Origin of the sequence: Marnyiella aurantia (assembly GCF_014041915.1) — a bacterium.
Lineage (GTDB): Bacteria > Bacteroidota > Bacteroidia > Flavobacteriales > Weeksellaceae > Marnyiella > Marnyiella aurantia.
In genome coordinates, this window is sequence record NZ_CP059472.1 from 1,020,704 (window position 1) to 1,042,361 (window position 21,658).

The 21,658-nt window shown below is 43.7% G+C and carries 27 protein-coding genes and 1 tRNA gene; 12 read left to right on the forward strand and 16 right to left on the reverse strand.

The genetic code is table 11. The features are described 5' to 3' along the window. Positions 1–40 precede the first annotated feature (40 nt). The 6 genes from H1R16_RS04645 to H1R16_RS04670 are packed head-to-tail and all read left to right on the forward strand — an operon-like array spanning position 41 to position 5,366. The gene (locus tag H1R16_RS04645) at positions 41–691 is read left to right on the forward strand and encodes a DUF4290 domain-containing protein (protein WP_181887643.1); all 651 of its coding nucleotides are present in this window, start codon (positions 41–43) and stop codon (positions 689–691) included. Then, positions 691–1,998, forward strand: coding sequence for a UDP-N-acetylglucosamine 1-carboxyvinyltransferase (murA, locus tag H1R16_RS04650; protein ID WP_181887644.1), 1,308 nt, complete (start codon positions 691–693; stop codon positions 1,996–1,998). The genes H1R16_RS04645 and murA overlap by 1 nt, the downstream gene beginning before the upstream one ends. A 37-nt stretch (positions 1,999–2,035) precedes the next feature. Continuing rightward, a complete protein-coding gene (locus H1R16_RS04655) occupies positions 2,036–3,037 on the forward strand; it encodes a hypothetical protein (protein WP_181887645.1) in 1,002 nt (333 codons plus the stop codon). A gap of 20 nt (positions 3,038–3,057) precedes the next feature. Next, positions 3,058–4,143: an NTP transferase domain-containing protein gene (locus H1R16_RS04660; RefSeq protein WP_181887646.1), complete on the forward strand. Its 1,086-nt coding sequence runs from the start codon at positions 3,058–3,060 to the stop codon at positions 4,141–4,143. A gap of 13 nt (positions 4,144–4,156) precedes the next feature. Further along, on the forward strand, positions 4,157–4,978 hold the full coding sequence (gene fdhD, locus H1R16_RS04665) for a formate dehydrogenase accessory sulfurtransferase FdhD (protein ID WP_181887647.1): 822 nt from the start codon (positions 4,157–4,159) through the stop codon (positions 4,976–4,978). Positions 4,979–4,994: 16 nt separating this feature from the next. Continuing rightward, entirely contained in the window at positions 4,995–5,366 is a 372-nt protein-coding gene (locus H1R16_RS04670; RefSeq protein WP_181887648.1) for a DUF7009 family protein, read from the forward strand. A gap of 9 nt (positions 5,367–5,375) precedes the next feature. Here the strand turns inward: H1R16_RS04670 and H1R16_RS04675 are convergent, their stop codons facing one another. The 12 genes from H1R16_RS04675 to H1R16_RS04730 all read right to left on the reverse strand — a co-directional run bounded on the left by H1R16_RS04675 (position 5,376) and on the right by H1R16_RS04730 (position 13,217). Next, positions 5,376–5,831: a DUF1801 domain-containing protein gene (locus tag H1R16_RS04675; protein WP_181887649.1), complete on the reverse strand. Its 456-nt coding sequence runs from the start codon at positions 5,829–5,831 to the stop codon at positions 5,376–5,378. Positions 5,832–5,941: 110 nt separating this feature from the next. Then, positions 5,942–6,139 carry a YkvA family protein gene (locus tag H1R16_RS12350; protein ID WP_318028043.1) on the reverse strand — a complete coding sequence of 66 codons (198 nt, stop codon included), beginning with the start codon at positions 6,137–6,139 and terminating at the stop codon, positions 5,942–5,944. A gap of 226 nt (positions 6,140–6,365) precedes the next feature. Then, complete coding sequence (locus tag H1R16_RS04685) at positions 6,366–6,926, reverse strand: TlpA family protein disulfide reductase (protein ID WP_181887651.1); 561 nt, start codon at positions 6,924–6,926, stop codon at positions 6,366–6,368. 2 nt (positions 6,927–6,928) lie between these two features. Beyond that, positions 6,929–7,492, reverse strand: a complete 564-nt coding sequence (locus H1R16_RS04690; RefSeq protein WP_181887652.1) for a thioredoxin family protein — start codon at positions 7,490–7,492, stop codon at positions 6,929–6,931. Between the two features lies 1 nt (position 7,493). Next, positions 7,494–8,585, reverse strand: a complete 1,092-nt coding sequence (gene aroC, locus H1R16_RS04695) for a chorismate synthase (RefSeq protein ID WP_181887653.1) — start codon at positions 8,583–8,585, stop codon at positions 7,494–7,496. A 116-nt stretch (positions 8,586–8,701) separates the two neighbouring features. Further along, positions 8,702–9,241 (reverse strand): glycine zipper domain-containing protein, encoded by a 540-nt coding sequence (locus H1R16_RS04700; RefSeq protein ID WP_181887654.1) that lies wholly within the window; start codon positions 9,239–9,241, stop codon positions 8,702–8,704. 131 nt (positions 9,242–9,372) lie between these two features. Beyond that, positions 9,373–9,446 (reverse strand) — tRNA-Cys (locus H1R16_RS04705). Positions 9,447–9,548: 102 nt separating this feature from the next. Next, positions 9,549–9,911, reverse strand: coding sequence for a dihydroneopterin aldolase (gene folB / locus H1R16_RS04710; RefSeq protein ID WP_181887655.1), 363 nt, complete (start codon positions 9,909–9,911; stop codon positions 9,549–9,551). 114 nt (positions 9,912–10,025) lie between these two features. Then, complete coding sequence (nadA, locus tag H1R16_RS04715; protein WP_181887656.1) at positions 10,026–11,045, reverse strand: quinolinate synthase NadA; 1,020 nt, start codon at positions 11,043–11,045, stop codon at positions 10,026–10,028. A gap of 1 nt (position 11,046) precedes the next feature. After that, entirely contained in the window at positions 11,047–11,778 is a 732-nt protein-coding gene (locus tag H1R16_RS04720) for a Rossmann-fold NAD(P)-binding domain-containing protein (protein ID WP_181887657.1), read from the reverse strand. Then, complete coding sequence (gmk, locus tag H1R16_RS04725; RefSeq protein ID WP_181887658.1) at positions 11,775–12,338, reverse strand: guanylate kinase; 564 nt, start codon at positions 12,336–12,338, stop codon at positions 11,775–11,777. Before gmk ends, H1R16_RS04720 begins: the two co-directional genes overlap by 4 nt. 21 nt (positions 12,339–12,359) lie before the next feature. Beyond that, a complete protein-coding gene (locus H1R16_RS04730) occupies positions 12,360–13,217 on the reverse strand; it encodes a YicC/YloC family endoribonuclease (protein ID WP_181887659.1) in 858 nt (285 codons plus the stop codon). Between the two features lie 107 nt (positions 13,218–13,324). Here H1R16_RS04730 and miaA point away from each other — a divergent pair, with 107 nt between their 5' ends. Then, positions 13,325–14,239: a tRNA (adenosine(37)-N6)-dimethylallyltransferase MiaA gene (gene miaA / locus H1R16_RS04735; protein WP_181887660.1), complete on the forward strand. Its 915-nt coding sequence runs from the start codon at positions 13,325–13,327 to the stop codon at positions 14,237–14,239. A 5-nt stretch (positions 14,240–14,244) separates the two neighbouring features. Continuing rightward, positions 14,245–14,802, forward strand: a complete 558-nt coding sequence (locus H1R16_RS04740) for a thioredoxin family protein (RefSeq protein ID WP_181887661.1) — start codon at positions 14,245–14,247, stop codon at positions 14,800–14,802. A gap of 32 nt (positions 14,803–14,834) precedes the next feature. Here H1R16_RS04740 and H1R16_RS04745 read toward each other — a convergent pair whose 3' ends face one another. Further along, positions 14,835–15,473, reverse strand: coding sequence for an MBL fold metallo-hydrolase (locus H1R16_RS04745; protein WP_181887662.1), 639 nt, complete (start codon positions 15,471–15,473; stop codon positions 14,835–14,837). 93 nt (positions 15,474–15,566) lie between these two features. Between H1R16_RS04745 and H1R16_RS04750 the strand changes: the two genes are divergently transcribed. Next, on the forward strand, positions 15,567–16,772 hold the full coding sequence (locus H1R16_RS04750) for a type IX secretion system plug protein (protein WP_181887663.1): 1,206 nt from the start codon (positions 15,567–15,569) through the stop codon (positions 16,770–16,772). 1 nt (position 16,773) lies between these two features. On the opposite strand, the gene hemH is transcribed toward H1R16_RS04750, so the two are convergent. Beyond that, on the reverse strand, positions 16,774–17,805 hold the full coding sequence (gene hemH / locus H1R16_RS04755) for a ferrochelatase (RefSeq protein WP_181887800.1): 1,032 nt from the start codon (positions 17,803–17,805) through the stop codon (positions 16,774–16,776). Between the two features lie 143 nt (positions 17,806–17,948). Next, the gene (locus H1R16_RS04760; protein WP_181887664.1) at positions 17,949–18,827 is read right to left on the reverse strand and encodes a NifU family protein; all 879 of its coding nucleotides are present in this window, start codon (positions 18,825–18,827) and stop codon (positions 17,949–17,951) included. A 115-nt stretch (positions 18,828–18,942) separates the two neighbouring features. Between H1R16_RS04760 and H1R16_RS04765 the strand changes: the two genes are divergently transcribed. The 3 genes from H1R16_RS04765 to H1R16_RS04775 are packed head-to-tail and all read left to right on the forward strand — an operon-like array spanning position 18,943 to position 21,095. Beyond that, entirely contained in the window at positions 18,943–19,467 is a 525-nt protein-coding gene (locus tag H1R16_RS04765) for a gamma carbonic anhydrase family protein (RefSeq protein ID WP_181887665.1), read from the forward strand. A 44-nt stretch (positions 19,468–19,511) separates the two neighbouring features. Next, complete coding sequence (locus H1R16_RS04770) at positions 19,512–20,081, forward strand: GNAT family N-acetyltransferase (protein ID WP_181887666.1); 570 nt, start codon at positions 19,512–19,514, stop codon at positions 20,079–20,081. Positions 20,082–20,120: 39 nt separating this feature from the next. Continuing rightward, entirely contained in the window at positions 20,121–21,095 is a 975-nt protein-coding gene (locus tag H1R16_RS04775) for a YihY/virulence factor BrkB family protein (RefSeq protein ID WP_181887667.1), read from the forward strand. Here the strand turns inward: H1R16_RS04775 and H1R16_RS04780 are convergent. Next, on the reverse strand, positions 21,092–21,568 hold the full coding sequence (locus H1R16_RS04780; RefSeq protein ID WP_181887668.1) for a hypothetical protein: 477 nt from the start codon (positions 21,566–21,568) through the stop codon (positions 21,092–21,094). The genes H1R16_RS04775 and H1R16_RS04780 overlap by 4 nt on opposite strands. Between the last annotated feature and the right edge of the window lie 90 nt (positions 21,569–21,658).

The following is a 21,658-nucleotide window of genomic DNA, read 5'->3' on the forward strand; positions in this document are numbered from 1 at the left end:
TCCGGAATTTAACTTCCAACAAAACCTTATATTTGCAGCTATGGAATACAACACCGACCGAACACAACTTCATATGCCGGAATACGGCCGCATTATACAACAGCTCGTAGAGCGCTGCAAGGAACTTGAGAACAGAGAAGAGCGCGATGAAATGGCGGTGGCAATCGTGGATTTTATGGGTCAGAGAAACCCCCAGCTTCGCGATGAAGACAATTACAAACATAAACTTTGGGATCACCTTTTTATTCTGGCAGATTATGACCTGGAAGTAACCTCACCCTACCCTATTCCAACCCGCGAACAGCTGGCCGAAAAACCAAAGAGGATGGAATATCCAAAGTTGCAGGGCGATTTTAAATTTTACGGCAAAAGCATACTTCAACTGATTGAGAAAGCCATTGAACTTGAAGAGGGAGAGGAAAAAGAAGCACTGATTGAAGTCATTGCCAACAATATGAAGAAGTCCTATAACATCTACAACAAAGAACATGTTACGGATGATGTGATCTTCAGGCATCTGAAAGAACTTTCGGAAGACAGACTGGATCTGACAGGGCTTGAATCGCTGGAAAAAAGCAAGATTTATCACAGTACCAGCCGCAATAAAAACCAGAAAGGCCAGGGGCCAACTCAACATTCAAAAAATCCTAACCGTCACCGAAACCAACAGAACCAAAACAGAAGGAAATAATGAGCGGAACATTTCAGATACGGGGAGGAAAACAGTTGCAGGGCGAAATTACTCCGCAGGGCGCAAAAAATGAGGCACTACAGATTCTGTGTGCCATTTTGCTTACAGAGGAGGAAGTCCGAGTAAAAAACATACCGGACATCCATGATGTAAACCGGCTGATCGAAATCCTGGCCGACTTCGGTGTTAAGATTACTAAGCACGCTCACGGTGACTACTCATTTAAAGCCGACAGCGTAAACTTTGACTATATTAAATCTGCAGAATTCAAGAAAGACGGCGCAAAACTGCGGGGTTCCATCATGCTGCTGGGGCCAATGCTGGCCAGATTCGGAGAGGGATATATGCCTACACCTGGTGGAGATAAGATAGGACGCCGGCGTCTGGACACCCACTTTCAGGGTTTTGTGGAACTGGGAGCAGAGTTCCGTTATGATGAAGAAGAAGCCTGGTACTGCCTGAAAGCCAAGCAGCTTACAGGGAAATTCATCCTGCTGGAAGAAGCGTCCGTTACAGGTACGGCAAATATCATTATGGCCGCTGTACTCGCTAAAGGCGAGACCAGGATTTACAATGCAGCCTGCGAACCTTACCTGCAGCAACTTTGCAATATGCTGAACCGTATGGGAGCAAAAATTTCCGGTATAGGCTCCAACTTACTGACTATTGAAGGGGTTAATTATCTTGGTGGTACCGAACATACCATGCTGCCTGATATGGTGGAAATAGGTTCGTGGATCGGACTGGCCGCTATGACGAAGTCTGAAATCACCATTAAAAATGTGGAATGGGACCATCTTGGCGTCATCCCGAACACCTTCAGAAAACTGGGGATCCAGTTGGACAGATCCGGTGAAGATATTTACATTCCGGCTCAGGAACAGTACAAAATCCAGAAATTTATAGACGGTTCCATATTAACTGTTTCAGATGCACCTTGGCCGGGCTTTACGCCTGACTTACTGTCGATAGTTCTGGTAGTTGCCACCCAGGCGCACGGAACTGTACTTGTACATCAAAAAATGTTTGAGTCCAGGCTGTTCTTTGTAGATAAACTGATTGATATGGGTGCACAGATTATCCTGTGTGATCCGCACCGTGCTACCGTAGTAGGACTCAACCATGAATCACCATTGCGCGGAACTTCGATGGTTTCCCCGGATATCAGAGCGGGCAATGCACTTTTGATCGCAGCACTTTCGGCAACCGGACAGTCCATCATTCAGAATATTGAGCAGATAGACCGCGGATACGAAAATATAGACGGCCGCCTCAGGGCAATCGGTGCCGATATCATTAGGATTTAAATTCATCAATGCAGCATCAGGCTGCATTTTTTTGTCAATGGCAAAGACCTCGGAATATTCAGCTTCAAACCTTATTACCAGGCTTACCGCACTTTGGGCAGTAAGCGAAAGCGGTTTGGGCGGCATATTTCACGCAATGAAACTCCCTTTCAGCGGATTGATTCTGGGCAGTTTTGCGGTGATGATCGTTACTTTTATAGCGACACACTCCGAAAGAAAGTTCAGGACCATCGTGCAGGCTACCCTAACTGTTGTTCTCATAAAAGCCATTGCCAGTCCGCATTCGCCGTTCACAGCTTATGTCGCGGTTCTGTTTCAGGGTCTGGCCGGCGCGCTTATCTACTCGCTTTTCAGGGTGAATTATCTGTCATCTGTTTTCTACGGTATTATTGCGTTAATGGAAAGCGCCCTGCAGAAACTTCTGATGCTGATTTTAATTTTCGGTAAAAATCTTTGGGAGGCCTTTCAGGAATTTTTTACTTCACTGGCAAAGCAGTTTGGGCTTCAGGGCCTGGAACACCTACCCCTTCTTATTGTGGGTGGATACTGTCTGATCTATTTTTGTGGAGGCATCCTAGCTGGAGTATATTCCATATCATTTCCCGGTGCCATCCGGACAAGAGCAGAACAGTTGCACACTGAAACTGTAACAGCAACTGCCGCCGAAATTCCAAAACGGCGGAAAAACCCTAAAATGAAACTCTTGGGTATTATTTCGATACTTTTTTTCATCGTTATGGTGTTTGCATTTTCAGGTTCGGTTCATAAGGCGGTGTATTCACTTCTGCGCACAGTGGCCGCGCTGGCACTGATCTATCTGATTATAAACCCGCTGTTTACCTACTTTCTGACGCGGTGGAAAGACAGTACAAAAGAGAAAAGACAGGGAAAACTTCAGGCTGTACTTGCCTTCGTACCTACCTTCAGGAACCATGCTAAAACAGCTTTATCCTATGCCGAAGCTGAGCGCTCACCTTTCAAAAAGATTAAGATTTTCCTTCTTACGTGGATGGCACTCGCGCTGTTCGCTGAAGACTGAAAATTCATTATATTTAACTGATGGCTTTCAGTGGCAATATATTTATTTTCTCCGGTGACACAGGCTCCGGCAAAACTACTTTGCTGGCCGACTGGGCAAAAAATTCACCCAATGTTGGCGGAATAGTATCTCCGGTAATTAACGGAAAACGACATTTTGTAAATGTTGGCTCAGGCGACGAGTGCCTGATGGAATCACAGGAAGGTACTCTAAAAGTTGGCCGATTCACGTTTAACGAAGACGCATTTGATTGGGCTGGCAAATCTGTTCTCAGTCTGTTTCAATCCAACCTTGAGTGGATCATCATTGATGAAACTGGACCGCTTGAGCTGAAGCAGGAAAAGGGTTTTCACCAACTTATAACCCAAATTCTTCAGAATAACGGACCACACCGTGCTAAACTCTTGTTCGTAGTCAGAGCCGCCCTCACAGAACAGTTTGTAAATAAATACGGGCTTAATAATTCTAAAATCCTTCCGCGATTATTCTTTAACGGAAATAGCTTCCCTCCCCTTGCTGGCATTGTGCTTTGTGGTGGCGAAAGTTCGCGGATGAAAATGGATAAAGCCGTTTTGCAGTTTGGTGATTTACCGCAATGGAAATTGCTGCATCAAATGCTGAATCTCTTCTGTGATGAAGTTTTGATTTCCGTTAATGAAAATCAGGTGGCAAGCTGGCCGGAAAATCATTCAGGTACTCTTGTGACAGATAAGGAAAAATACAGCAGCAAAGGTCCGCTCACCGGTATACTTAGTTGCATGGAGGGCCGGGATCAGGGCTGTTTTATAGTGGCAGTAGACTATCCGCTATTGAAAACGGAGCATCTGATCGCGCTGTATAACGCAAGAAACTTCACAGCGGAAGCAGTTTGTTTCACGATCGAGGGCCGCACAGAGCCTTTGGTTTCTATTCTGGAACCGGCAGCGGTAGCAAAACTGAAAAAATTTACTTCGGGCGGAGGAAATTCCTTAAACAAATTTCTCAGAGCGATTCGCACTGATAAGGTGGAACTGCCGGATATGAGTTTTATGCTTAACGTAAACACTCAGGATGAATTTCAAAAGCTAACTTCGCATCTGGAGCATCTCGGTTTAACCGATACGTAAAAAAAAAATAGGCATGACCAAGGACGTAATCATCAGCAAAGTGCAGAATTTCGGAAAACAAACCGCCTCAGTGAATGATGTGCTGGCAGTGGAAGAACCGCTGGAAATATCGGTAAGCGCAAATGGCGAAACAACGCAGCTTTCTGTTACCATGAGAACTCCCGGCAATGACGGCGAGCTGGCAACAGGCTTCCTCTTTACCGAAGGCATCATTTTATCAGCTAACGACCTCAATAATCCACCTCACCAAAGCATGGGCGAGAATCAGATCACGGTCCGGCTTAAGCCCGGAGCCTCGCACGACCTGCAGAAAGTTAAACGTAACTTTTATACCACCAGCAGCTGCGGTGTTTGCGGCAAGGAAAGCATTGAGGCCATTATGCAGGTTTGCAGAATAACGGACCGGCGTAAAGATGCAAAAGTCAATATGCAGCACATCTTCACGCTTCCCGATAAGTTGCGGGCAGCTCAGGAAACCTTCAATTCTACAGGAGGAATCCACGCCTCTGCCTTATTTGACTTTCAGGGAGAATTGATCTCGCTTCGTGAAGATGTTGGTAGGCACAACGCTCTGGACAAACTTATTGGTGCTGAGTTGTTGAAATCAGAGGGTGAAACTTTCTTTTTGCAGGACCGGATTCTGCTGCTTAGCGGCCGGGCGAGTTTTGAACTCATCCAAAAAGCCGCAATGGCTGGGATTCCTGTGGTGTGCGCCATTGGAGCACCCAGCTCACTGGCGGTGGAAACTGCAGAAAAATTCGGCATCACACTGATCGGATTCCTAAAGAACGGAAACGCAAATATCTATTCAGGGGCTGACCGTGTAAAGTTCTAATTCTTATATTTAACTCATGAAAATAAGAATAAAAGGAAACAGCATTCGGTTACGACTGACTAAAAGAGATGTACAGGCACTCAGGGAAACAGGTAAAGTAACAGAATCAACAGTAGTTTCACCGCGAAATATCTTCACCTATATCTTACAGAAGAATACAGAAGCGCCAAAGATGCACTGCACATTTGCGGATGGTAACATGACCGTGCATCTGCCACATGATAAACTTTGTATCCTGATCTATACAGACGAAATCGGAGTGCAGGATTATGTCGATAACGGTGAAGAAGGCGGACTGTTCCTGCTTGTGGAAAAAGATCTTAAGTGTCTGGACACAACTTCTGAAGATCAGTCGGATATGTATGATAATCCAAAAACCTCCTGCTAAACTACTCGGTTACTTCCGCAATTTTTCTTCATAAAGGTCAATCCAGTCCTGAGCAGTCATTTTCTGTACCAGTTGTCCCATAAGTTCAAAAGGAATTTCGTCCGGTTTTTTAAATCTGATGCAGGATTTCCCCATATCCAGCTTGCGCTTGCAGTGTTTGGGATACTCGGCTACAAACCAGTCGTGGAGTTCGGGATTGGCATACATTCCCATGTGATAAAAAGCAATGAAATTCTTTTGGGAGGCTATACCCAGAAACGGCAGAGGTTCGCCGGGAGTGCAGTGATAACCGTTTGGATAAACTGAAAGCGGAACATTCCAACCCATCATCCCATAACTTACAGCTTCTTCAAAGTCCGGCGGAAGGTTTTCTTTCACAGTTTCATAAAGTTTCTGCATTGCAGGTTTTCTTTCATCCGGTACCTTAGTCAGATAATCTTCCACACTTACTGATTCTATTCTCATTGTAAATTTTTATAAAAATAGTTTTTTCTACATTATTATTTATTCTTTCAGGCCACAACATATAAGGCAGTAAACAAAAAAAGCCCGCTTCAGCGGGCTATATATGGTGATTAGTCTATGATTTCAGCGTCGGATATATTCCTGATATTGCCTATTTTTTCGGCTTCCCAAAGAAGAAATCTATCTACTTCCTTCAGTAATTTGGGTAGTGCCAATGAGAGAACCGCCAGATCATCGGCCACTCCAAGTACGGGAATAGCGATTTCTGGCAGAAGGTCAATTGGAGAAATAACATATAAAAGCCCCAACAGCGGTAAAATAATGTCGATTGCATTGACTGGATACTGTCCTTTTCTCCAATAATTAACATTCGGATGATGTCCGGAATCTTTTTTATAAAACCTTTGTGCTTAATGGCTTGCTTAGCCAGTTCAATTTTAGAATATTTCATTATTGTGTTATGTATTTCTAGGGTACGAAATAAACAATTAACCTGCCAATGGTGGTTTGAAACCTGTTAATAAACTTATAAAATTATTTTTTCGCCGGAATAAATTTATCAATAAATGAATGCACAGCCTCTGTATTCCAGTCCTTTGTTGCAGTCTCCCTTTGAAGTATGCGGCCGTTAGAATCCAGGATAAATGTGGTGGGAAATACTTTTGGAAGGATCTTTCCGTTAATTGGGCTTTCGGCTATGTACACAGGGACCGTATAATTATTTTCCTGAAGGAATTTCCGCACATCTTCTTCCTTATCCATCATGGCAATCAGCACGAAATCCATGTCATCTTTTTTGGAGTCGTAAAGTTTCTGTATAGAGGGCCATTCCTCGCGGCAAGGTTTACACCAGGTGCCCCAAAAATTAAGGAAAACCAACTTTTCCCCTTTGAAATTCTTCAGGTTGGTGCTGGTTGTGTTTATTCCCTTCAGTTTTACGTCATAGTCAGCATCATCTACAGTTACTGCCTCCTGAACGGTTGCGACCGGAATAAACTGTTCCTGGATGTAATTGCGTACGTTGGGTACAGCAACAGCAATTCCTGCAACAACAAGGAGTATAATAAAAATTAAATTCTTTCGTAAAAATTTCATTTTCAAATCAGTTTTAAAATTTCATCAATGACATCCGTGCCCCGGTTCTTGGCATAATATACCTGAAGGTCATTATAAAACTCTTCCCGTGGATAGGTGTCTGGCTGAGTTTTAAATTTTTTAAGAAGCTCATTGCCGAAGGCTGGGCGTGGTCCCCAGACTGCCTTTACAGAGAAATCTTCGTTTAGAATTAAAATTTTCGGGATGGATTGGGTTCCGGCTGTGAGGAACTGATTAATTAATGAGGGGTCGCTGTCACGCAGGAAAATCCTTACCTCATTATAACCTTCAAAAAACCGTACCACGGCCGGCACAGTAGCACTTGCATCACCACACCAGGCTTCGGAGATAATCAGAATTCTTCCCTGAAAATTCTTTTCGCGTAATGTTTCGTACTGAAGTGGGTCAAAATGAAGTGTTTTCAAAGTTCTGTTCATTCGCTGGAGACCCAGTTTATAGTACTCCATCATTTCATGATCCGCCTCTGTCTTAGGCACTTCTACTCTCTCCTCTGCGATTTTTAAGTATTCTTCAAACGAAATGCCCGCTTTCCAGTATTCTTCCATATTAAATTCTATTATTTTCAGACTGTTGATTATTGAATTTCCTCAGCTTGTTGATTAAAAAAAGATCTGCAAGCACGAAAGCCGCCAGATTTTCCACCACTGGCACCGCTCTGGGTAAAACGCAGGCATCGTGCCGACCTTTTCCTGCGACAGTAACGGTACTACCGGAACTGTTCACGCTTTGCTGGTCGCGTAACACTGTCGCAACCGGCTTAAAGGCTACACGGAAATAAATATCCATCCCATTGGATATTCCACCCTGAATACCGCCTGAAAGATTACTTTTAGTAGTGAAATCTTCGTTAAACAAATCGTTGTGATCCATACCGGTCATTCTGGCACCGCAAAAACCGCTTCCGTATTCAAAGCCTTTGGCGGCATTGATGTTCAGCATCGCTTTTGCAAGTTCGGCCTGGAGTTTACCAAATACCGGCTCGCCAACACCTGCGGGCAGGTTTTTAATCACACAGGTAATGGTCCCTCCGATCGTGTTGCCTTCTTTTTTAATCTCCTTAATCCTTGTAATCATTCTTTCTGCAGTGGCTGGATCAGGACAGCGGACATCATTGTCATCTGTTTTAGACAAATCCAGATCCTGATAGGGTTTTTCGCAGAAAATCTCACCAACTGACGATACGTAGGCCTGAATCTGGACATCAGACGGCAGAATTTGCCGGGCCAGACTACCTGCCACTACCCAATTCACAGTTTCTCGGGCTGATGATTTGCCTCCGCCACGATAATCCCTTATGCCAAATTTACGGTCGTAAGTAAAATCGGCATGGCTTGGTCGGTAGACATTTGCCAGATGATCGTAATCCTGACTCTTTTGATTTTCATTTTCGATGATAAAACCTATGGGCGTACCCGTTGTAGTTCCATTAAATACACCCGAGAGAAATTTCACCGAATCATTTTCTTTCCGCTGCGTTACAATCGTGGACTGTCCCGGTCGTCTGCGGTCCAACTGACGCTGTATTTCCTGGAAATCAGGCTTAAGTCCGGCAGGAAAATTAGTAATCACTCCACCATAGGCAGTACCGTGACTCTCACCAAATGTAGACAGGGTTAGAAAATTTCCGAGATTGATCATAGCACAAAGTTAATGAAAAGCCCTGAGTTGCCCTGCATAGAATGAATGGGTATATGTAGATGCCCCGCCAAAAAAAAAGCCGCAAAAAGCGGCTTTCACTATTAAATCTACATAATTTATTGAGGGATACGTCCCTGCTTTTTATCTACCTGACGTCCGATCACATAACCACTGGCACCACCGATAATACCACCTACAACGGCACCACCACCTCTGTTCTTCTTGTTAAGCAATGCACCTGCAGCAGCACCTGTAACAGCACCTACAACAGTACCTTTAGCGGTATGGCTGATCCCCTGTTTCTGGGGAGCCTGCTGAACGGCACCGGAATTACCGGATGAGGATCCACTGTTATTGGAATAACGTGGTGTGTTGTCCACGTAAACTGTACGCGTTTCGCGCACTACATTTGTTTTAGCAGAGGCGGCCGAAGCCTGACGGGCCTGTTGCACTTGTGCAACACTGTCTGCTTTTTTTTGAGTTTCATAAGCCATTCTTTCTTTTTCAATAGCTAATTTCTGCTTTTCGATCTCTAACTGACGCTGCTGAAATTCAATTTTCTGCTGTTCAACTGATTTTTCGGCTAATTTATCATCTTTTTGACAGGCCGTCAGCATCATAAGGGATACTGCACCTGCTGCAATTATATTTTTCATAACTCAATTTTTTAATTCAACTTCTTCTTCGGCCATACCATGCCAAATGTAGCACCAAAGCACTGTTAAGGAAATGTTAAATAGTTTAAATGTTCCTAAAAGCAAAAAACCAGCAGTGAAATCTGCTGGTTTGGAGGTTCCTAGCGGATTCGAACCGCTGTACGTGGTGTTGCAGACCACTGCCTAGCCACTCGGCCAAAGAACCATTTGGGTGTGCAAATATAGCCTTTTATTTAATTTTAAAAAATTATTTCTGAAAATATCTCGTAAAAGCACTTCTGTACCACGTATTCGACAGCTGACAGATTTAGATGAAACTCTTTTCCATCTCCACGCTTACTCCATCCATCTCACCCTGCATAGGCGGGTTAGTTTTGGTAAGCTTAACTCGAACATAAGTGAGTTGTTGATACTTCCGCTCCAGTCTGCCGATAATCCGTCCGATTACGTGTTCCAGCAGTTTGGAAGGAACCATCATCTCTTCATGGATAATGGAGTTTATTTCAGCGTAATTAATGGTATCCAAAAGGTCATCGCTTTCTGAAGCCTTCCAGAGATCGGCATGCAGTTCAACATTAAGCAAATAATAGGTTCCGGTAAGCGTTTCTTCCGGAAGTACGCCATGGTAAGCGTATATCTTCAGATTTTCCAGCAGTATTTTTGAGCTCATTTCCTTATTCTTATGATTGATTAATATTTGATGAACTTTTTTAAGCTGGTGGTTTCTGTCATCAGATCAGGTTGCCTTAACACCCCGACCTCAGCAAATCATCAAATCAACATATTACTTTATCGTCTTACTCATTTCAAGCATAGCCTCGATAGGTCTTAATGCCTTCAGGCGCAACTCTTCGTCAATCAGGATTTCAGGTAATTCATACTTCATGCACAGATAAAGTTTTTCCATCGTGTTCCGCTTCATATAAAAACATTCGGAGCAGTTACAGCTTTCATCAAAAACCAATGCAGGAATCAGTTCTTTGTGTGGAGCACGCTTTTTCATCTCATGCAGAATTCCTTCTTCGGTTGCTACAATAAACTTCTGGCTGTCGTCTTTTTCAACATAATTAAGCAACGCTGAGGTGGAACCGATGAAATGAGCCAAATCCAATACTGCGGATTCACTTTCCGGATGTGCGATAAGTTTAGCGTCCGGATTCTGAGCAAGTTGGGTAGCAATCCTTTCCATGGAGAACGCTTCGTGCACGATACAGCTACCGTCCCATAGAATCATATCACGACCGGTTTTCTTGGTTAGCCATGCACCCAGATTTTTATCGGGAGCAAAGATGATGGGTCTGTCCGCAGGAAGTGACCTGATAATGGTTTCCGCATTGGAACTTGTAACTATGATGTCAGATTCGGCTTTTGTTTCAGCATTACAGTTTATGTAAGTTGCGATAAGGGCATTAGGGTGTTTGGCACGCATAGCACGTAGACCTTCGCCGCTGCAGCCATCAGCCAGTGAGCAGCCTGCCTGAGTATCGGGAAGTACTACTTTTTTGGTTGGGTTCAGGATTTTGGCAGCTTCGGCCATGAAATGTACACCGCAGAAAGCGATCATATCTGCATCAGTATCCTTTGCCTGACGGGCCAACTGCAGAGAGTCACCCAGAAAATCGGCGATATCCTGGATAGCAGGTGGCTGGTAGTAATGCGCAAGAATTACGGCATTTTTTTCCTTTTTAAGGTCCAGAATGGCCTGCACCAAAGCTTCGCCCTGTGGAATGACTACATTTTCAATATTAAGGAATCCCCTAACAGGAAGATTTGCTTTTGCTTTATCTAAAAATTCGGTACTCATACTAGAAATATTTAGGATTGGGATGTTTAAATTTAAAATTAAAATCGCTGATCAGCTTTTGAGAGCTTATGATTCGTTGCCCGTTATCATATGAATCTGCTGATGTAGTATCTGATCCAGTTTTTAAAATTTCTCCAAGCGTGGGATGCTCGGGAGCAACCAGATTATAGGTCTCGCCGCCGCGCGGGCTGGTGATGAGAACATCGATGGCCTGAAGTATATCCTCAAAATGGATATGGTTCGCTTTCTTTTCAGGATTCGCCGGGGATTTAGTTCGGTAGAAATTCTGCAGGGATCTTTCGTCTCCCATTATTCCGCCCAAACGGAGAACTATGGTTTGCGGAAATTTCGCCAGTACCGTTTCTTCGGCTTTTACAATATCTTCTCTCAGATTTTCAGTATGATCTTCGGTGAATACACCATTTTGCTGAGGATAAACGCCGGTAGAACTAAAAAAGACGGTTTGTTTTGTATTAAACTTCGATTTCCTGAAGCCTTCAAGCCAACTGTCTTTTGCCACCGGCATGCTGAAAATCACCAGATCTGCAGCGTTAAGTTCCGGAACTTCCTGAGGATTAGTAAAATCAAATAGATAAGCTTCCGGGGCTACCAACCTTAGATACTCTAATTTATCCGTTGTGGTAGTGGTCACAATGACCTGATGATTTTTTTCCTTCAAAAAAGCAGCCAGCCGAACCCCTACCCAACCGCAACCCACGATGGCAATTTTCATGAGGCCAGGAAATTTTCAATCACCTTTACTACGGCATCTTTGGCAACCTGCAGATCGTCATTGACCAAAATCTCATCAAAGTGATCTTTATACGTCATTTCTTCTCCTGCTTTCGCCAAACGGCTCACAATAGTTTCAGCATCATCGGTAGCACGCAGATTGAGTCTCCTTTCCAGCTCTTCAATAGACGGAGGCATAATGAAAATTGATATTGCCTTATCATCAAAGTATTTTTTAAGGGAGATGCCACCTTTAACATCAACATCAAAAATGACAATCTTTTTTTCGTCCCAAATGCGCTCCACTTCAGATTTCAGGGTGCCGTAATATTTGTCCTCATACACTTCCTCGAACTCCACAAAAGCATTTTCGGCTATGCGTGCACGGAAATCGTCGGGTGTAAGGAAATGATAATCCACACCGTCTTTCTCCTCGCCTCGCGGACGGCGCGTGGTACAGGAAACTGAGAATGACAGTTGCGGAAAAGTTTCCAGGCAATGCTTTACCAAAGTCGTTTTACCGCTGCCGGAAGGTGCTGAGAATATGATAACTTTTTGCATCTGATTGCGATAAGTATTTTTTTATAAAACGTTTAAGGTCTGCTCTTTAATCTTCTCCAGGTCATCTTTCATCATAACGACCAGTTTCTGGATTTCTGCATGGTTTGCCTTGGAACCCAGCGTATTGATCTCGCGTCCGATTTCTTGAGAGATGAAACCTAACTTTTTACCGTTCAGGTTTTCGTTCTTCATTACTTCGGTGTAATACTTCAGGTGCTGCACCAGGCGCACTTTTTCTTCGGAAATATCAAGTTTCTCAGTGTAATAGGCCAATTCCTGATAAAAACGCGTCTCATCTATATTTCCGAACTCCTTAAGCGTGTTCTGATACCGCTCCTTCACGGCTTCCAGACGGATTCCTTCGTAAGGCACCACCATGGAAAGATAGGTTTCTATATTATGAATGTTCCGTTTAAGCTCTTCGTGCAGAATATCGCCTTCGGTCTTACGGAATTCTTCGAATTTTGTTAAAGCCTGGTCTACAAGCTGATTAATCAATACCCATTCACTGTCATCAACCTCGTCATTCTTTGCTGTGGTAGCATCGGGCATTCTGATGGCCATCTTAAGATATTCAAAATCAGGTCCATCGCCTGCAACTGCTTTCAGTTGGGACATATATGATTTTACAAGTTCAGAATTGATACTTGTATCTCCGGACGTGTTTGTAGTTTCCAGATTGATATAACAGTCTACCTTACCACGCATAATACGGTCATTCAGTACCTTACGAATTTCGAACTCCTTTTCTTTATAGCGCTGCGGCATCTTGATATTCAGATCAAAAGACTTACTGTTCAGAGATTTGATATCAACTGTTATTTTCTTGCCTTCTAAGACCCCTTCGCTTCTGCCGAAGCCGGTCATGGATAAAATCATAGAATAGAATTAGGTAACAAAGATAAAGATTATTGAGGGAAACTGCGGACTCGGCGCGGCTAATTCGGGACCGTGCATTTCTGAAAAAAATTAAGGAAATTTGCAGTGTGAAAAAGTTAATTTCCATTGTAGGCACTACTGGTATAGGAAAAACCGCGCTTGCGATAAATATTGCAAAACATTTCGGCACTGAAATTATCTCCTGCGACTCACGGCAGTTCTTCCGTGAAATGCCCATTGGCACGGCCGCGCCTTCTGCTGAAGAGTTAGCAGCGGTACCTCATCATTTTATAGGCAACCTTTCCGTGCAGGATTATTATTCCATTGGTCAGTACGAACGGGACGCGCTCCAACGGATTTCTGAACTTTTCAGAAAACATGAGGTTGCCGTTCTTGTGGGCGGCAGCATGATGTACGAAAAAGCCGTAATTGAAGGCCTGAACAGTCTGCCTGAGGCTAATGCGGAAAATCAGCAGAAACTTGAAGCGATTTTTAAAGAACACGGTATTGAAGCATTACAGGATTTACTTCAAAAAGAGGATCCGGCCTACTTTGAGGTCGTGGACAGAGATAATCACCGCCGGCTGTTCCGGGCTTTGGATGTGATTTGGCAGACGGGGAAAACCTATACTGAAAATATTGCAGAGCCACCAGAGCCACGCGGTTTTGAAATGATCCGCATCGGCATTGGAGCGCCGCGGGAAATCATTTACGAGCGCATTAACGAAAGAGTTACACTGATGATGGAAAAAGGCCTGCTGAAGGAAGTTCAGTCACTTCTTCCCTACCGCGACCTCACCGCACTGCAAACTGTTGGTTACACAGAGCTTTTCAAACATTTAGATGGCCAGTGGACGCTTGATTTCGCTCTGGACGAAGTAAGGAAAAATTCCAGGAGGTTTGCAAAAAGGCAGCTTACCTGGTACCGGAAGGAAGAGGATATCCAATGGGTAAACTACGAAAATTCACTGCAGGAATCCTTATCTTTGCTTCTGAATCACAATATCAAACCAAAAAACTGAAAGTAATGGCAAATACACCTTCCAATATGCTTGAGCTGGGGACTAAGGCTCCCTTCTTCGAACTTCCTAACCCATCACACTCCAATGAACTTCAGTCTCTGGAGGAACTGAAAGGTGAAAAAGGAACCCTTGTAATTTTTATGTGCAATCACTGCCCTTTTGTACTTCATGTGATTGACAAGCTGGCGGAACTCTATGAAGATTACAATGATAAAGGAATTGAGTTCATTGCGATCAATGCGAATGATGCTGAAAAGTATCCGGCAGATGCACCGGAGAAGATGGCGGAGTTTCAGGTGGAGAGAAAATTCGACTTTCCATATCTGTACGACGAGAGCCAGGCAATTGCAAAAGCGTACGATGCCGCCTGTACACCGGATTTCTTCTTTTTTGATGACAAACTGGATCTTGTTTACCGTGGTCAGATGGACGACAGCAGGCCGGGTAATCAGAAGGAAATCACCGGTGAAGATTTGATCGTAGCTTTCGAAAATCTTCTTGCGGGCGCACCTCAGGAAGAAATGCAGCGGCCGAGTATGGGCTGCAACATCAAATGGAAATAAAAACCGAACGCACCTGATTAGGTGCGTTTATTTTATCTGAAGAAAGGATTATACTGCTTTTCAAATCCTATCGTGGTTGGATTACCGTGACCGCTGTACACCTTGGTTTCATCGGGCAGTGTAAAAAGCTTTTCGCTCACACTGGCGATAAGCTGCTCGTGATTGCCTTTATATAAATCTGTGCGTCCAATACTTCCTTCGAACAGAACATCGCCGGAAACAGTCAGACTGCTTTCTTTAGAGTAATAGGCCATACTTCCCGGCGAATGTCCAGGCACATGTATTAGCTGAAGCTGATCATCGCCAAGAGAAATGACCTCGTTTTCTTTCAGGAATACCAGTTCGCCGCTGAAAGGTTTAAAAAAGAAACCAAACCGGTTGGCATCCATCGGATTGCGGTCCAGGATCTCTTTCTCAATTTCGTGAATCATCACGGGAACTTTATACGTATCGTGCGACCACTGCAAACCCAATACATGGTCGATATGCGCATGGGTTAGCAGTATATTCCGGACTGTTAACTTATTTTCTGATATAAAATTCTGAAGCTGATCTGTTTCCGCATCGCTGAAATTACCGGGATCTACAATAAACGCCAGACGTTCATCATTGTAAATGACATACGTATTTTCGGAAAACGGATTAAAGGCGAAAGATTTTATATGAAGCATTGTGTTATTTTATAAAAAGCAAAAGTACAAATTCCCTTACTAGCGCCGAACCGGCTTTCAGCGGTTGGTGTAATTTTCGTTATCTTCGTGGGGATGAAATCATTAACTTTAACATTTATGTTTCTGTCTGCTTTCCTTTTCGGGCAGGACATCCGCGGCATACAGCTTTTCAATCCTCAGACCAATGATGAGACGCCGGTAATCGGTTTTAATGACAGGCTCATACTCAAGTTTGACGATTTTTCCAATTCAAGCACTCCATACAGATACACGATCCGGCATCTGGACCGCAATTGGCAGGAAGACGGACTATTTTTTACCGAATATGCGAACGGAAGCCTGAACGCGCTGATAGATCAGTTTAAATACTCATTCAACACTTTACAGAAGTATACAAACTATACGCTGACGTTTCCAAATGAAAAAATTCAACCTAAAATATCAGGAAATTTTGAGCTGATTGTTTATAGAGACAGTGCCAGCCGACCGGTTTTTACAAAAAGATTTTCTGTGGTGGAAGCAGCTGCAGAAGTGGGAGTGATTGTAAGCAGAACAACCGACGTCAGAAACCCCCACGTTAATCAGAGAGTTGAGGTTCAGGCCAGCGGACCGGCACTGCTTCAAAATATAAATTCCGTAAGTCTTTCGGTGGTTCAAAACAACAATTCAAATATGTCTCTCCATAATCTGCGACCTACTACAACTTTGGGAAACCGGATTATGTTTCAGCAAATGAATCTTGCGTTTCCGGGAAATATGGAGTTTTATTATTTCGACAACAAGATTATAGATCAGGCGATAGATATGGTATCGGGTACGGAGCAGATAGAGGGCACCAACTATACCTATCTTTATCCGGTTTGGGCCTACCCAGAAAACTACCAATACCAGCCCGATGTGAACGGCGCCTTTTATTTCCGCAGAAATGATGTGGGAATAGAACGGAATGCTGATAACGAAGCCGATTATTCCTGGGTACATTTCACCCTGGAATCACACAAGATGGACAGGGAAATCTATGTATTAGGTGCCTTCAATGATTTTACGGCCGGCAAAGAGAGCCAGATGGTTTACGATGAAAGCAGAGGAATGTATGTTGCAAAAATATACCTGAAACAGGGATTCTACAACTATATTCTGGCAACAAAGGCGCCCGGCGGGCAGTTAAACTTTGGCGAGATCAACGGTAACTTCTGGCAAACCGAAAACCTTTATCAGGCCTATCTGTACTATACGCCGTTCGGCCGCAACTATGACGGCCTGATGGGTTACGGCGAATTCCGGACACCGGTAAGGTAGTTTAAACCAGGAAAAAATCGTCCAGTCGCTCTTCGCAAAGGGTCTTCACCACCTCAATCCACCGGTCTTCATCATTGAGACAGGGTATGTAGTGGAAATTCTCGCCGCCGGCATGCATGAATTCTTCCTTCCCTTCAACAGAGATTTCCTCCAGGGTTTCCAGGCAGTCGGAAACAAAGGCAGGACACACAATGGCCAGATTCTTTACGCCTTTCTTTGGTAAATTTTCGAGGGTCTCGTCAGTATACGGTTCAATCCATTTGTCATTGCCCAGTCTGGACTGGAAAGTCACTATGGTCTTTTCTTTTGGTATATTCAGTTTTTGGATGACAGTCTCGGTGGTTTTAAAACACTGATGTCTGTAGCAGAACTGATGACTCGGGTTGCTTTCCCGCGAACAGCAGTCGTTCAGGTTACAGGTTTTTGTAGGATCTGTCTTGTAAATGTGCCTCTCCGGAACCCCGTGATAAGAAAACTGAAGGGCATCGTAATTTTCCGGCAGTTTTTCGCGGATGCTTTCGGCCAGGCATTCTATATAAATATCTCGGTTATAAAAAGGCTGCACATAGTTTATCCTGATTCCCGGGAAAAACTTTTTTCGTACTTCATCGGCCTTTTCAACAACAGTTTCAGTAGTACTCATGGCATACTGAGGGTAAAGCGGAAAAAGCACAATATCAGTAACACCCTGTTGAGTAAGTTTGCGGATACCGTTTTCAATGCTGGGTTCGGCATACCTCATCCCTATTTCCACGGGTACATCTACAAGCTTCTGTAATTTTGCCTGAATCTGTTTGGTGATCACAATCAGCGGCGAACCTTCCGGCGTCCAGACGGTCTTGTATGCTTCAGCCGATTTTGGAGGTCTTGTGCGCAGGATAATCCCCTGAACGAGCAGACTCCTGAAAAACCATCTGTAATCAATGACCCTTTCATCCATCAGAAATTCGTCCAGATACTCTTTTACGTCATTTACCTCTGTAGATTTTGGCGAGCCCAGATTGACAAGTAAAATACCTTTGCGTGTAGGCATCCCCGACGCCTGACTGTTGATATCCTGCAATTTTTTATAATTTAATATTTTTGTGGAAAGCTTGATCTTCTAAGTGTGGGGTGCGTACCTAATGAACTGCAGTAACACCCCTGAAAATCAAAAAATAGTAAGATGAATTCTAATTATCCGTTTACCGCTTCAACCTGTTCTACAAGTTCGGGTACAAACTGTTTCAGCAGATTCTCAATTCCGCCTTTCAGCGTCGCCGTAGAGCTTGGACATCCCGAGCAGGCACCCTGCAATAACATTTTGGCAGTCTTTGTATCCGCATCGTATTCCAGCAGAGAAATCTTACCGCCGTCATTCTCTACAGCAGGTGCTACATATTCATTCAGGATATCGGAAATCTTTTGCTCGTTGTCGGTATATTCTCTGTTGATGATATTTTCAACCGGACTCTCATGCTTTTGCGCGGTGATATTGGAGATTCCGCCACCATTCTGAAGATATTCCGCGATAAAAGCGCGTACCGCCACCATCACTTCGTGCCACTGTACAGACTCGTCCCTTGTAACTGCCACAAAATTATCGGAAATGAAAACTTCCTTCGCAAAATCAAACTCCTTAAATACGGCATTAGCCAAAGGAACATCTAAATCCTGCTCCCTGCTTTTCACCTCAACGAAACCATCCAGAAGCAATCGGCTGGATACAAATTTCATCACGTTTGGATTGGGAGTCATCTCAGCATAGATCTGATACATCTCCTTTCTTTTCTGAAGGTAGATCCGCGGATTGGCCAGAAGCTCATCCTCAATAACATTCTTAAGGCTTTCGGCAACCATTTCCCATTCCACACTGTCCTGTTTTGCCACCGCAATAAAGTTAGCCGTTATGAAAATCCGGTCTACAAAGGGGTAATTGAAAAGTTCCTGCGCCAGCGGGATTTCTGATATATCTGAAGACCTGTCCAGTTCCAGCGAACCCGGAATCAGGTTGTAGTCGGCTACAAACTTCATCACTTTCGGGTTTTCGGTAGGTTCTATAATTATTTGTCTCATTTTATTCTTTAAATTTGAATGTACAAAAATACAGATTATAAAACGGCTTACAGAATCCGGCATTTAGATATTTTCAATCCTTCCGTAACCTATATTCAATTAACAAAAATTCATAATGGCTTTAGTAAAAGAACTTTTGGGTAAGCGCCCACAAATAGGCGATAATACATTTCTGGCAGAAACCGCAACTATCATTGGCGATGTTACCATGGGAAAAGACTGCAGTATTTGGTACAATGCCGTAATCCGCGGCGATGTTCATTATATAACAATGGGCGATAAGGTAAATGTGCAGGACAATGCCATGCTTCACTGCACTTACGAGAAATACCCGCTGATCATTGGTAACAACGTGTCTATAGGCCATAACGCAATTGTTCACGGCTGTCATATTAAGGATAATGTGCTGATCGGGATGGGCGCCATCGTTATGGACGACTGTACGGTGGAAAGCAATTCCATAGTAGGAGCAGGATCTGTGGTAACGCAGGGCACCCATATCAAATCCGGTGAGGTCTGGGGTGGAATCCCAGCCAGGAAAATTAAGGATATCTCTTCTGAACTTTTAGAAGGTGAGGTAAACCGCATTGCCAACAATTACGTAAAATACTCCGGGTGGTATAACGATAATGCGGTTTGAATTACAACGTGAACACTTCGGCAGAATTAAAAAGATGCCTTTCTATGTTTCCCTATCCTGAACTTCGTACATCGCGGTTGCTGCTGGTCCCGCCTGCCGAAACTGATTTAGACGACATTACTGCGCAGATAAATTCAACAGAAGAAATTCCACGGAATATCTTCAATATTCCCAATCCCTATACCCTTGCAGATGCTGAAAATTGGTTGGCAATCTGCCACGAAGGCTGGAAAAGCGGATCTGCGTTCAGATTCGCATTAAGAGACAAGAGGTCAGGCCGATTTATTGGTATGATAGGGCTTCATCCAGTGAATGAGCATCGTAAAGCCGAGGTCGGCTACTGGTTAGGAAAGGAATTCCATGGTCGGGGATATGCTGGTGAAGCCTTGATGGCAGTACTTCGATTTGGATTTGAAACCCTGGACCTTAATAAGATTTTTGCGACTCATTTCACACAAAATCCCGCTTCAGGAAAGGTGATGGAGAAGGCTGGAATGAAGCATGAAGGATTTCTTAAGCAGGAGTACTATCACCAAAACGAATTTCAGGATGTCCACAGATATTGCATACTCAAAAGCCAATGGCAACCAGTTTCCTTAAAGGGAAAGGACTGAAAGGCATTAAAATTGGATTCGGTTCCGGCAAATGGAACTATGAAAAAATTAAAAGAATTTTGGGACATTCTTGTAGCTACTTTTAAAGACTGGAGCGCACGTGATCTTGGTACCGACGCCGCTAGTCTGGCATACAGTGCTATTTTTTCCGTACCCGGTCTGCTCATTATCATAATTTGGGTCGCAGGTATATTCTTTGGCGCAGAAGCTGTCCGTGGCGAGATTACACAGTTCATTGGCAGCATGATGGGGCAGAATGTGGGCAAACAGGTGGAAGAGATGGTCGTAAGCGGCATGGTAGACAAAGAAAACATTTGGATGAAAGCTTTTGGGGTAGGCACATTGGTTTTCGGTGCTACCTCGCTTTTCTTCCAGCTACAAAAGTCTCTGAATAAATTATGGGATGTGGAACCTGCTCCAAAAAAAGCGTGGCAAAAATTTATCCTGGACCGTGCCAACTCTCTGGGACTTATCCTCGTGATTGCTTTTCTTTTGTTGATAACCCTGCTGCTTTCATCATTTATCGGCATGGCCAATGACTGGATAGTGGCACATTTCAGTGTAGAAACTTATTTCCTTGTACAACTGCTAAATATAGGCGTGGGCTTCATGATTACAATGGTTCTTTTTGGATTTATGTTTAAAGTCCTTCCCGATGTGGAATTACCGTGGAAATCCGTTTGGACAGGCGCCTTTGCCACTACCCTGCTTTTTACCATTGGTAAATACCTGATCACTTACTACTTTGAAAACTTTAATCCTACATCTGCCTTTGGTGCAGCTGGAACCGTCATTCTTCTGATGCTTTGGGTAAATTATACCTGCCAGCTGATTTTCTTGGGTGCCGAATTCACAAAAGTGTATTCACAAAAGAAAGGGCTGAATGTTAAACCGTCCAAGCATGCAAAATGGAATCCCCAAATGATTGCGGAGGATAAGAAATCCGAGATCGTCTGTATGGTAGATTGTGATGTACAAAGTGACAGTAAAACACCGGACGATACAATGATTTAATCAGCGTTTAAAGACTGACTATCATCACTAAAAATCAAAACAGGTTTACCGGACTCACACTTAATTCCCGTAGGTTGGGGCTCAACCTTACAATCGGAAAAAAGATTTCTACGGCTGTTGTAAGCAGCTTGGCGTCTTGTAAACTCCTGTATTCTGGGCAGGATTTCAGATTCAACCTCTTTATTATAGGCGATATAAGCTGCAGGACCTCCACAAGGTTTGGAGCCGAGCGGTGAGATGCGCCAGTCTCCGGTCCCGCTGCATGTATGTGAATCGCGCAGTGAATCTATGGATGCCCTCATTACACGGATATTTTCTCTTTCCTGCAGTAACACTTCATCTTCCGTTTCAGCCTCGCGAACAGGCTTTAACGCCACGTCCTTTGGAAGCGTATTTACATCAGTTACAGGTTTTTTGGACGAACAGGCAGCTGCCGTTAGTATAGCTGTGAGGATCACAAGTGCTTTCTTCATAGTTGATTATAGTGATGTTGTCGCCAAATTTAGCCAAAAAAATTGGGCAGTGTGAAATTAACCCAGTTTTGTTTGACCTTAATTTTACCT

What these genes read in the sequence shown, in the direction of transcription:
- H1R16_RS04645 (WP_181887643.1), top strand. Translation starts at nt 41, where the DNA reads ATGGAATACAACACCGACCGAACACAACTTCATATGCCGGAATACGGC.
- murA (WP_181887644.1), top strand. Translation starts at nt 691, where the DNA reads ATGAGCGGAACATTTCAGATACGGGGAGGAAAACAGTTGCAGGGCGAA.
- H1R16_RS04655 (WP_181887645.1), top strand. Translation starts at nt 2,036, where the DNA reads ATGGCAAAGACCTCGGAATATTCAGCTTCAAACCTTATTACCAGGCTT.
- H1R16_RS04660 (WP_181887646.1), top strand. Translation starts at nt 3,058, where the DNA reads ATGGCTTTCAGTGGCAATATATTTATTTTCTCCGGTGACACAGGCTCC.
- fdhD (WP_181887647.1), top strand. Translation starts at nt 4,157, where the DNA reads ATGACCAAGGACGTAATCATCAGCAAAGTGCAGAATTTCGGAAAACAA.
- H1R16_RS04670 (WP_181887648.1), top strand. Translation starts at nt 4,995, where the DNA reads ATGAAAATAAGAATAAAAGGAAACAGCATTCGGTTACGACTGACTAAA.
- H1R16_RS04675 (WP_181887649.1), bottom strand. Translation starts at nt 5,831, where the DNA reads ATGAGAATAGAATCAGTAAGTGTGGAAGATTATCTGACTAAGGTACCG.
- H1R16_RS04685 (WP_181887651.1), bottom strand. Translation starts at nt 6,926, where the DNA reads ATGAAATTTTTACGAAAGAATTTAATTTTTATTATACTCCTTGTTGTT.
- H1R16_RS04690 (WP_181887652.1), bottom strand. Translation starts at nt 7,492, where the DNA reads ATGGAAGAATACTGGAAAGCGGGCATTTCGTTTGAAGAATACTTAAAA.
- aroC (WP_181887653.1), bottom strand. Translation starts at nt 8,585, where the DNA reads ATGATCAATCTCGGAAATTTTCTAACCCTGTCTACATTTGGTGAGAGT.
- H1R16_RS04700 (WP_181887654.1), bottom strand. Translation starts at nt 9,241, where the DNA reads ATGAAAAATATAATTGCAGCAGGTGCAGTATCCCTTATGATGCTGACG.
- folB (WP_181887655.1), bottom strand. Translation starts at nt 9,911, where the DNA reads ATGAGCTCAAAAATACTGCTGGAAAATCTGAAGATATACGCTTACCAT.
- nadA (WP_181887656.1), bottom strand. Translation starts at nt 11,045, where the DNA reads ATGAGTACCGAATTTTTAGATAAAGCAAAAGCAAATCTTCCTGTTAGG.
- H1R16_RS04720 (WP_181887657.1), bottom strand. Translation starts at nt 11,778, where the DNA reads ATGAAAATTGCCATCGTGGGTTGCGGTTGGGTAGGGGTTCGGCTGGCT.
- gmk (WP_181887658.1), bottom strand. Translation starts at nt 12,338, where the DNA reads ATGCAAAAAGTTATCATATTCTCAGCACCTTCCGGCAGCGGTAAAACG.
- H1R16_RS04730 (WP_181887659.1), bottom strand. Translation starts at nt 13,217, where the DNA reads ATGATTTTATCCATGACCGGCTTCGGCAGAAGCGAAGGGGTCTTAGAA.
- H1R16_RS04740 (WP_181887661.1), top strand. Translation starts at nt 14,245, where the DNA reads ATGGCAAATACACCTTCCAATATGCTTGAGCTGGGGACTAAGGCTCCC.
- H1R16_RS04745 (WP_181887662.1), bottom strand. Translation starts at nt 15,473, where the DNA reads ATGCTTCATATAAAATCTTTCGCCTTTAATCCGTTTTCCGAAAATACG.
- H1R16_RS04750 (WP_181887663.1), top strand. Translation starts at nt 15,567, where the DNA reads ATGAAATCATTAACTTTAACATTTATGTTTCTGTCTGCTTTCCTTTTC.
- hemH (WP_181887800.1), bottom strand. Translation starts at nt 17,805, where the DNA reads ATGCCTACACGCAAAGGTATTTTACTTGTCAATCTGGGCTCGCCAAAA.
- H1R16_RS04760 (WP_181887664.1), bottom strand. Translation starts at nt 18,827, where the DNA reads ATGAGACAAATAATTATAGAACCTACCGAAAACCCGAAAGTGATGAAG.
- H1R16_RS04765 (WP_181887665.1), top strand. Translation starts at nt 18,943, where the DNA reads ATGGCTTTAGTAAAAGAACTTTTGGGTAAGCGCCCACAAATAGGCGAT.
- H1R16_RS04770 (WP_181887666.1), top strand. Translation starts at nt 19,512, where the DNA reads ATGTTTCCCTATCCTGAACTTCGTACATCGCGGTTGCTGCTGGTCCCG.
- H1R16_RS04775 (WP_181887667.1), top strand. Translation starts at nt 20,121, where the DNA reads ATGAAAAAATTAAAAGAATTTTGGGACATTCTTGTAGCTACTTTTAAA.
- H1R16_RS04780 (WP_181887668.1), bottom strand. Translation starts at nt 21,568, where the DNA reads ATGAAGAAAGCACTTGTGATCCTCACAGCTATACTAACGGCAGCTGCC.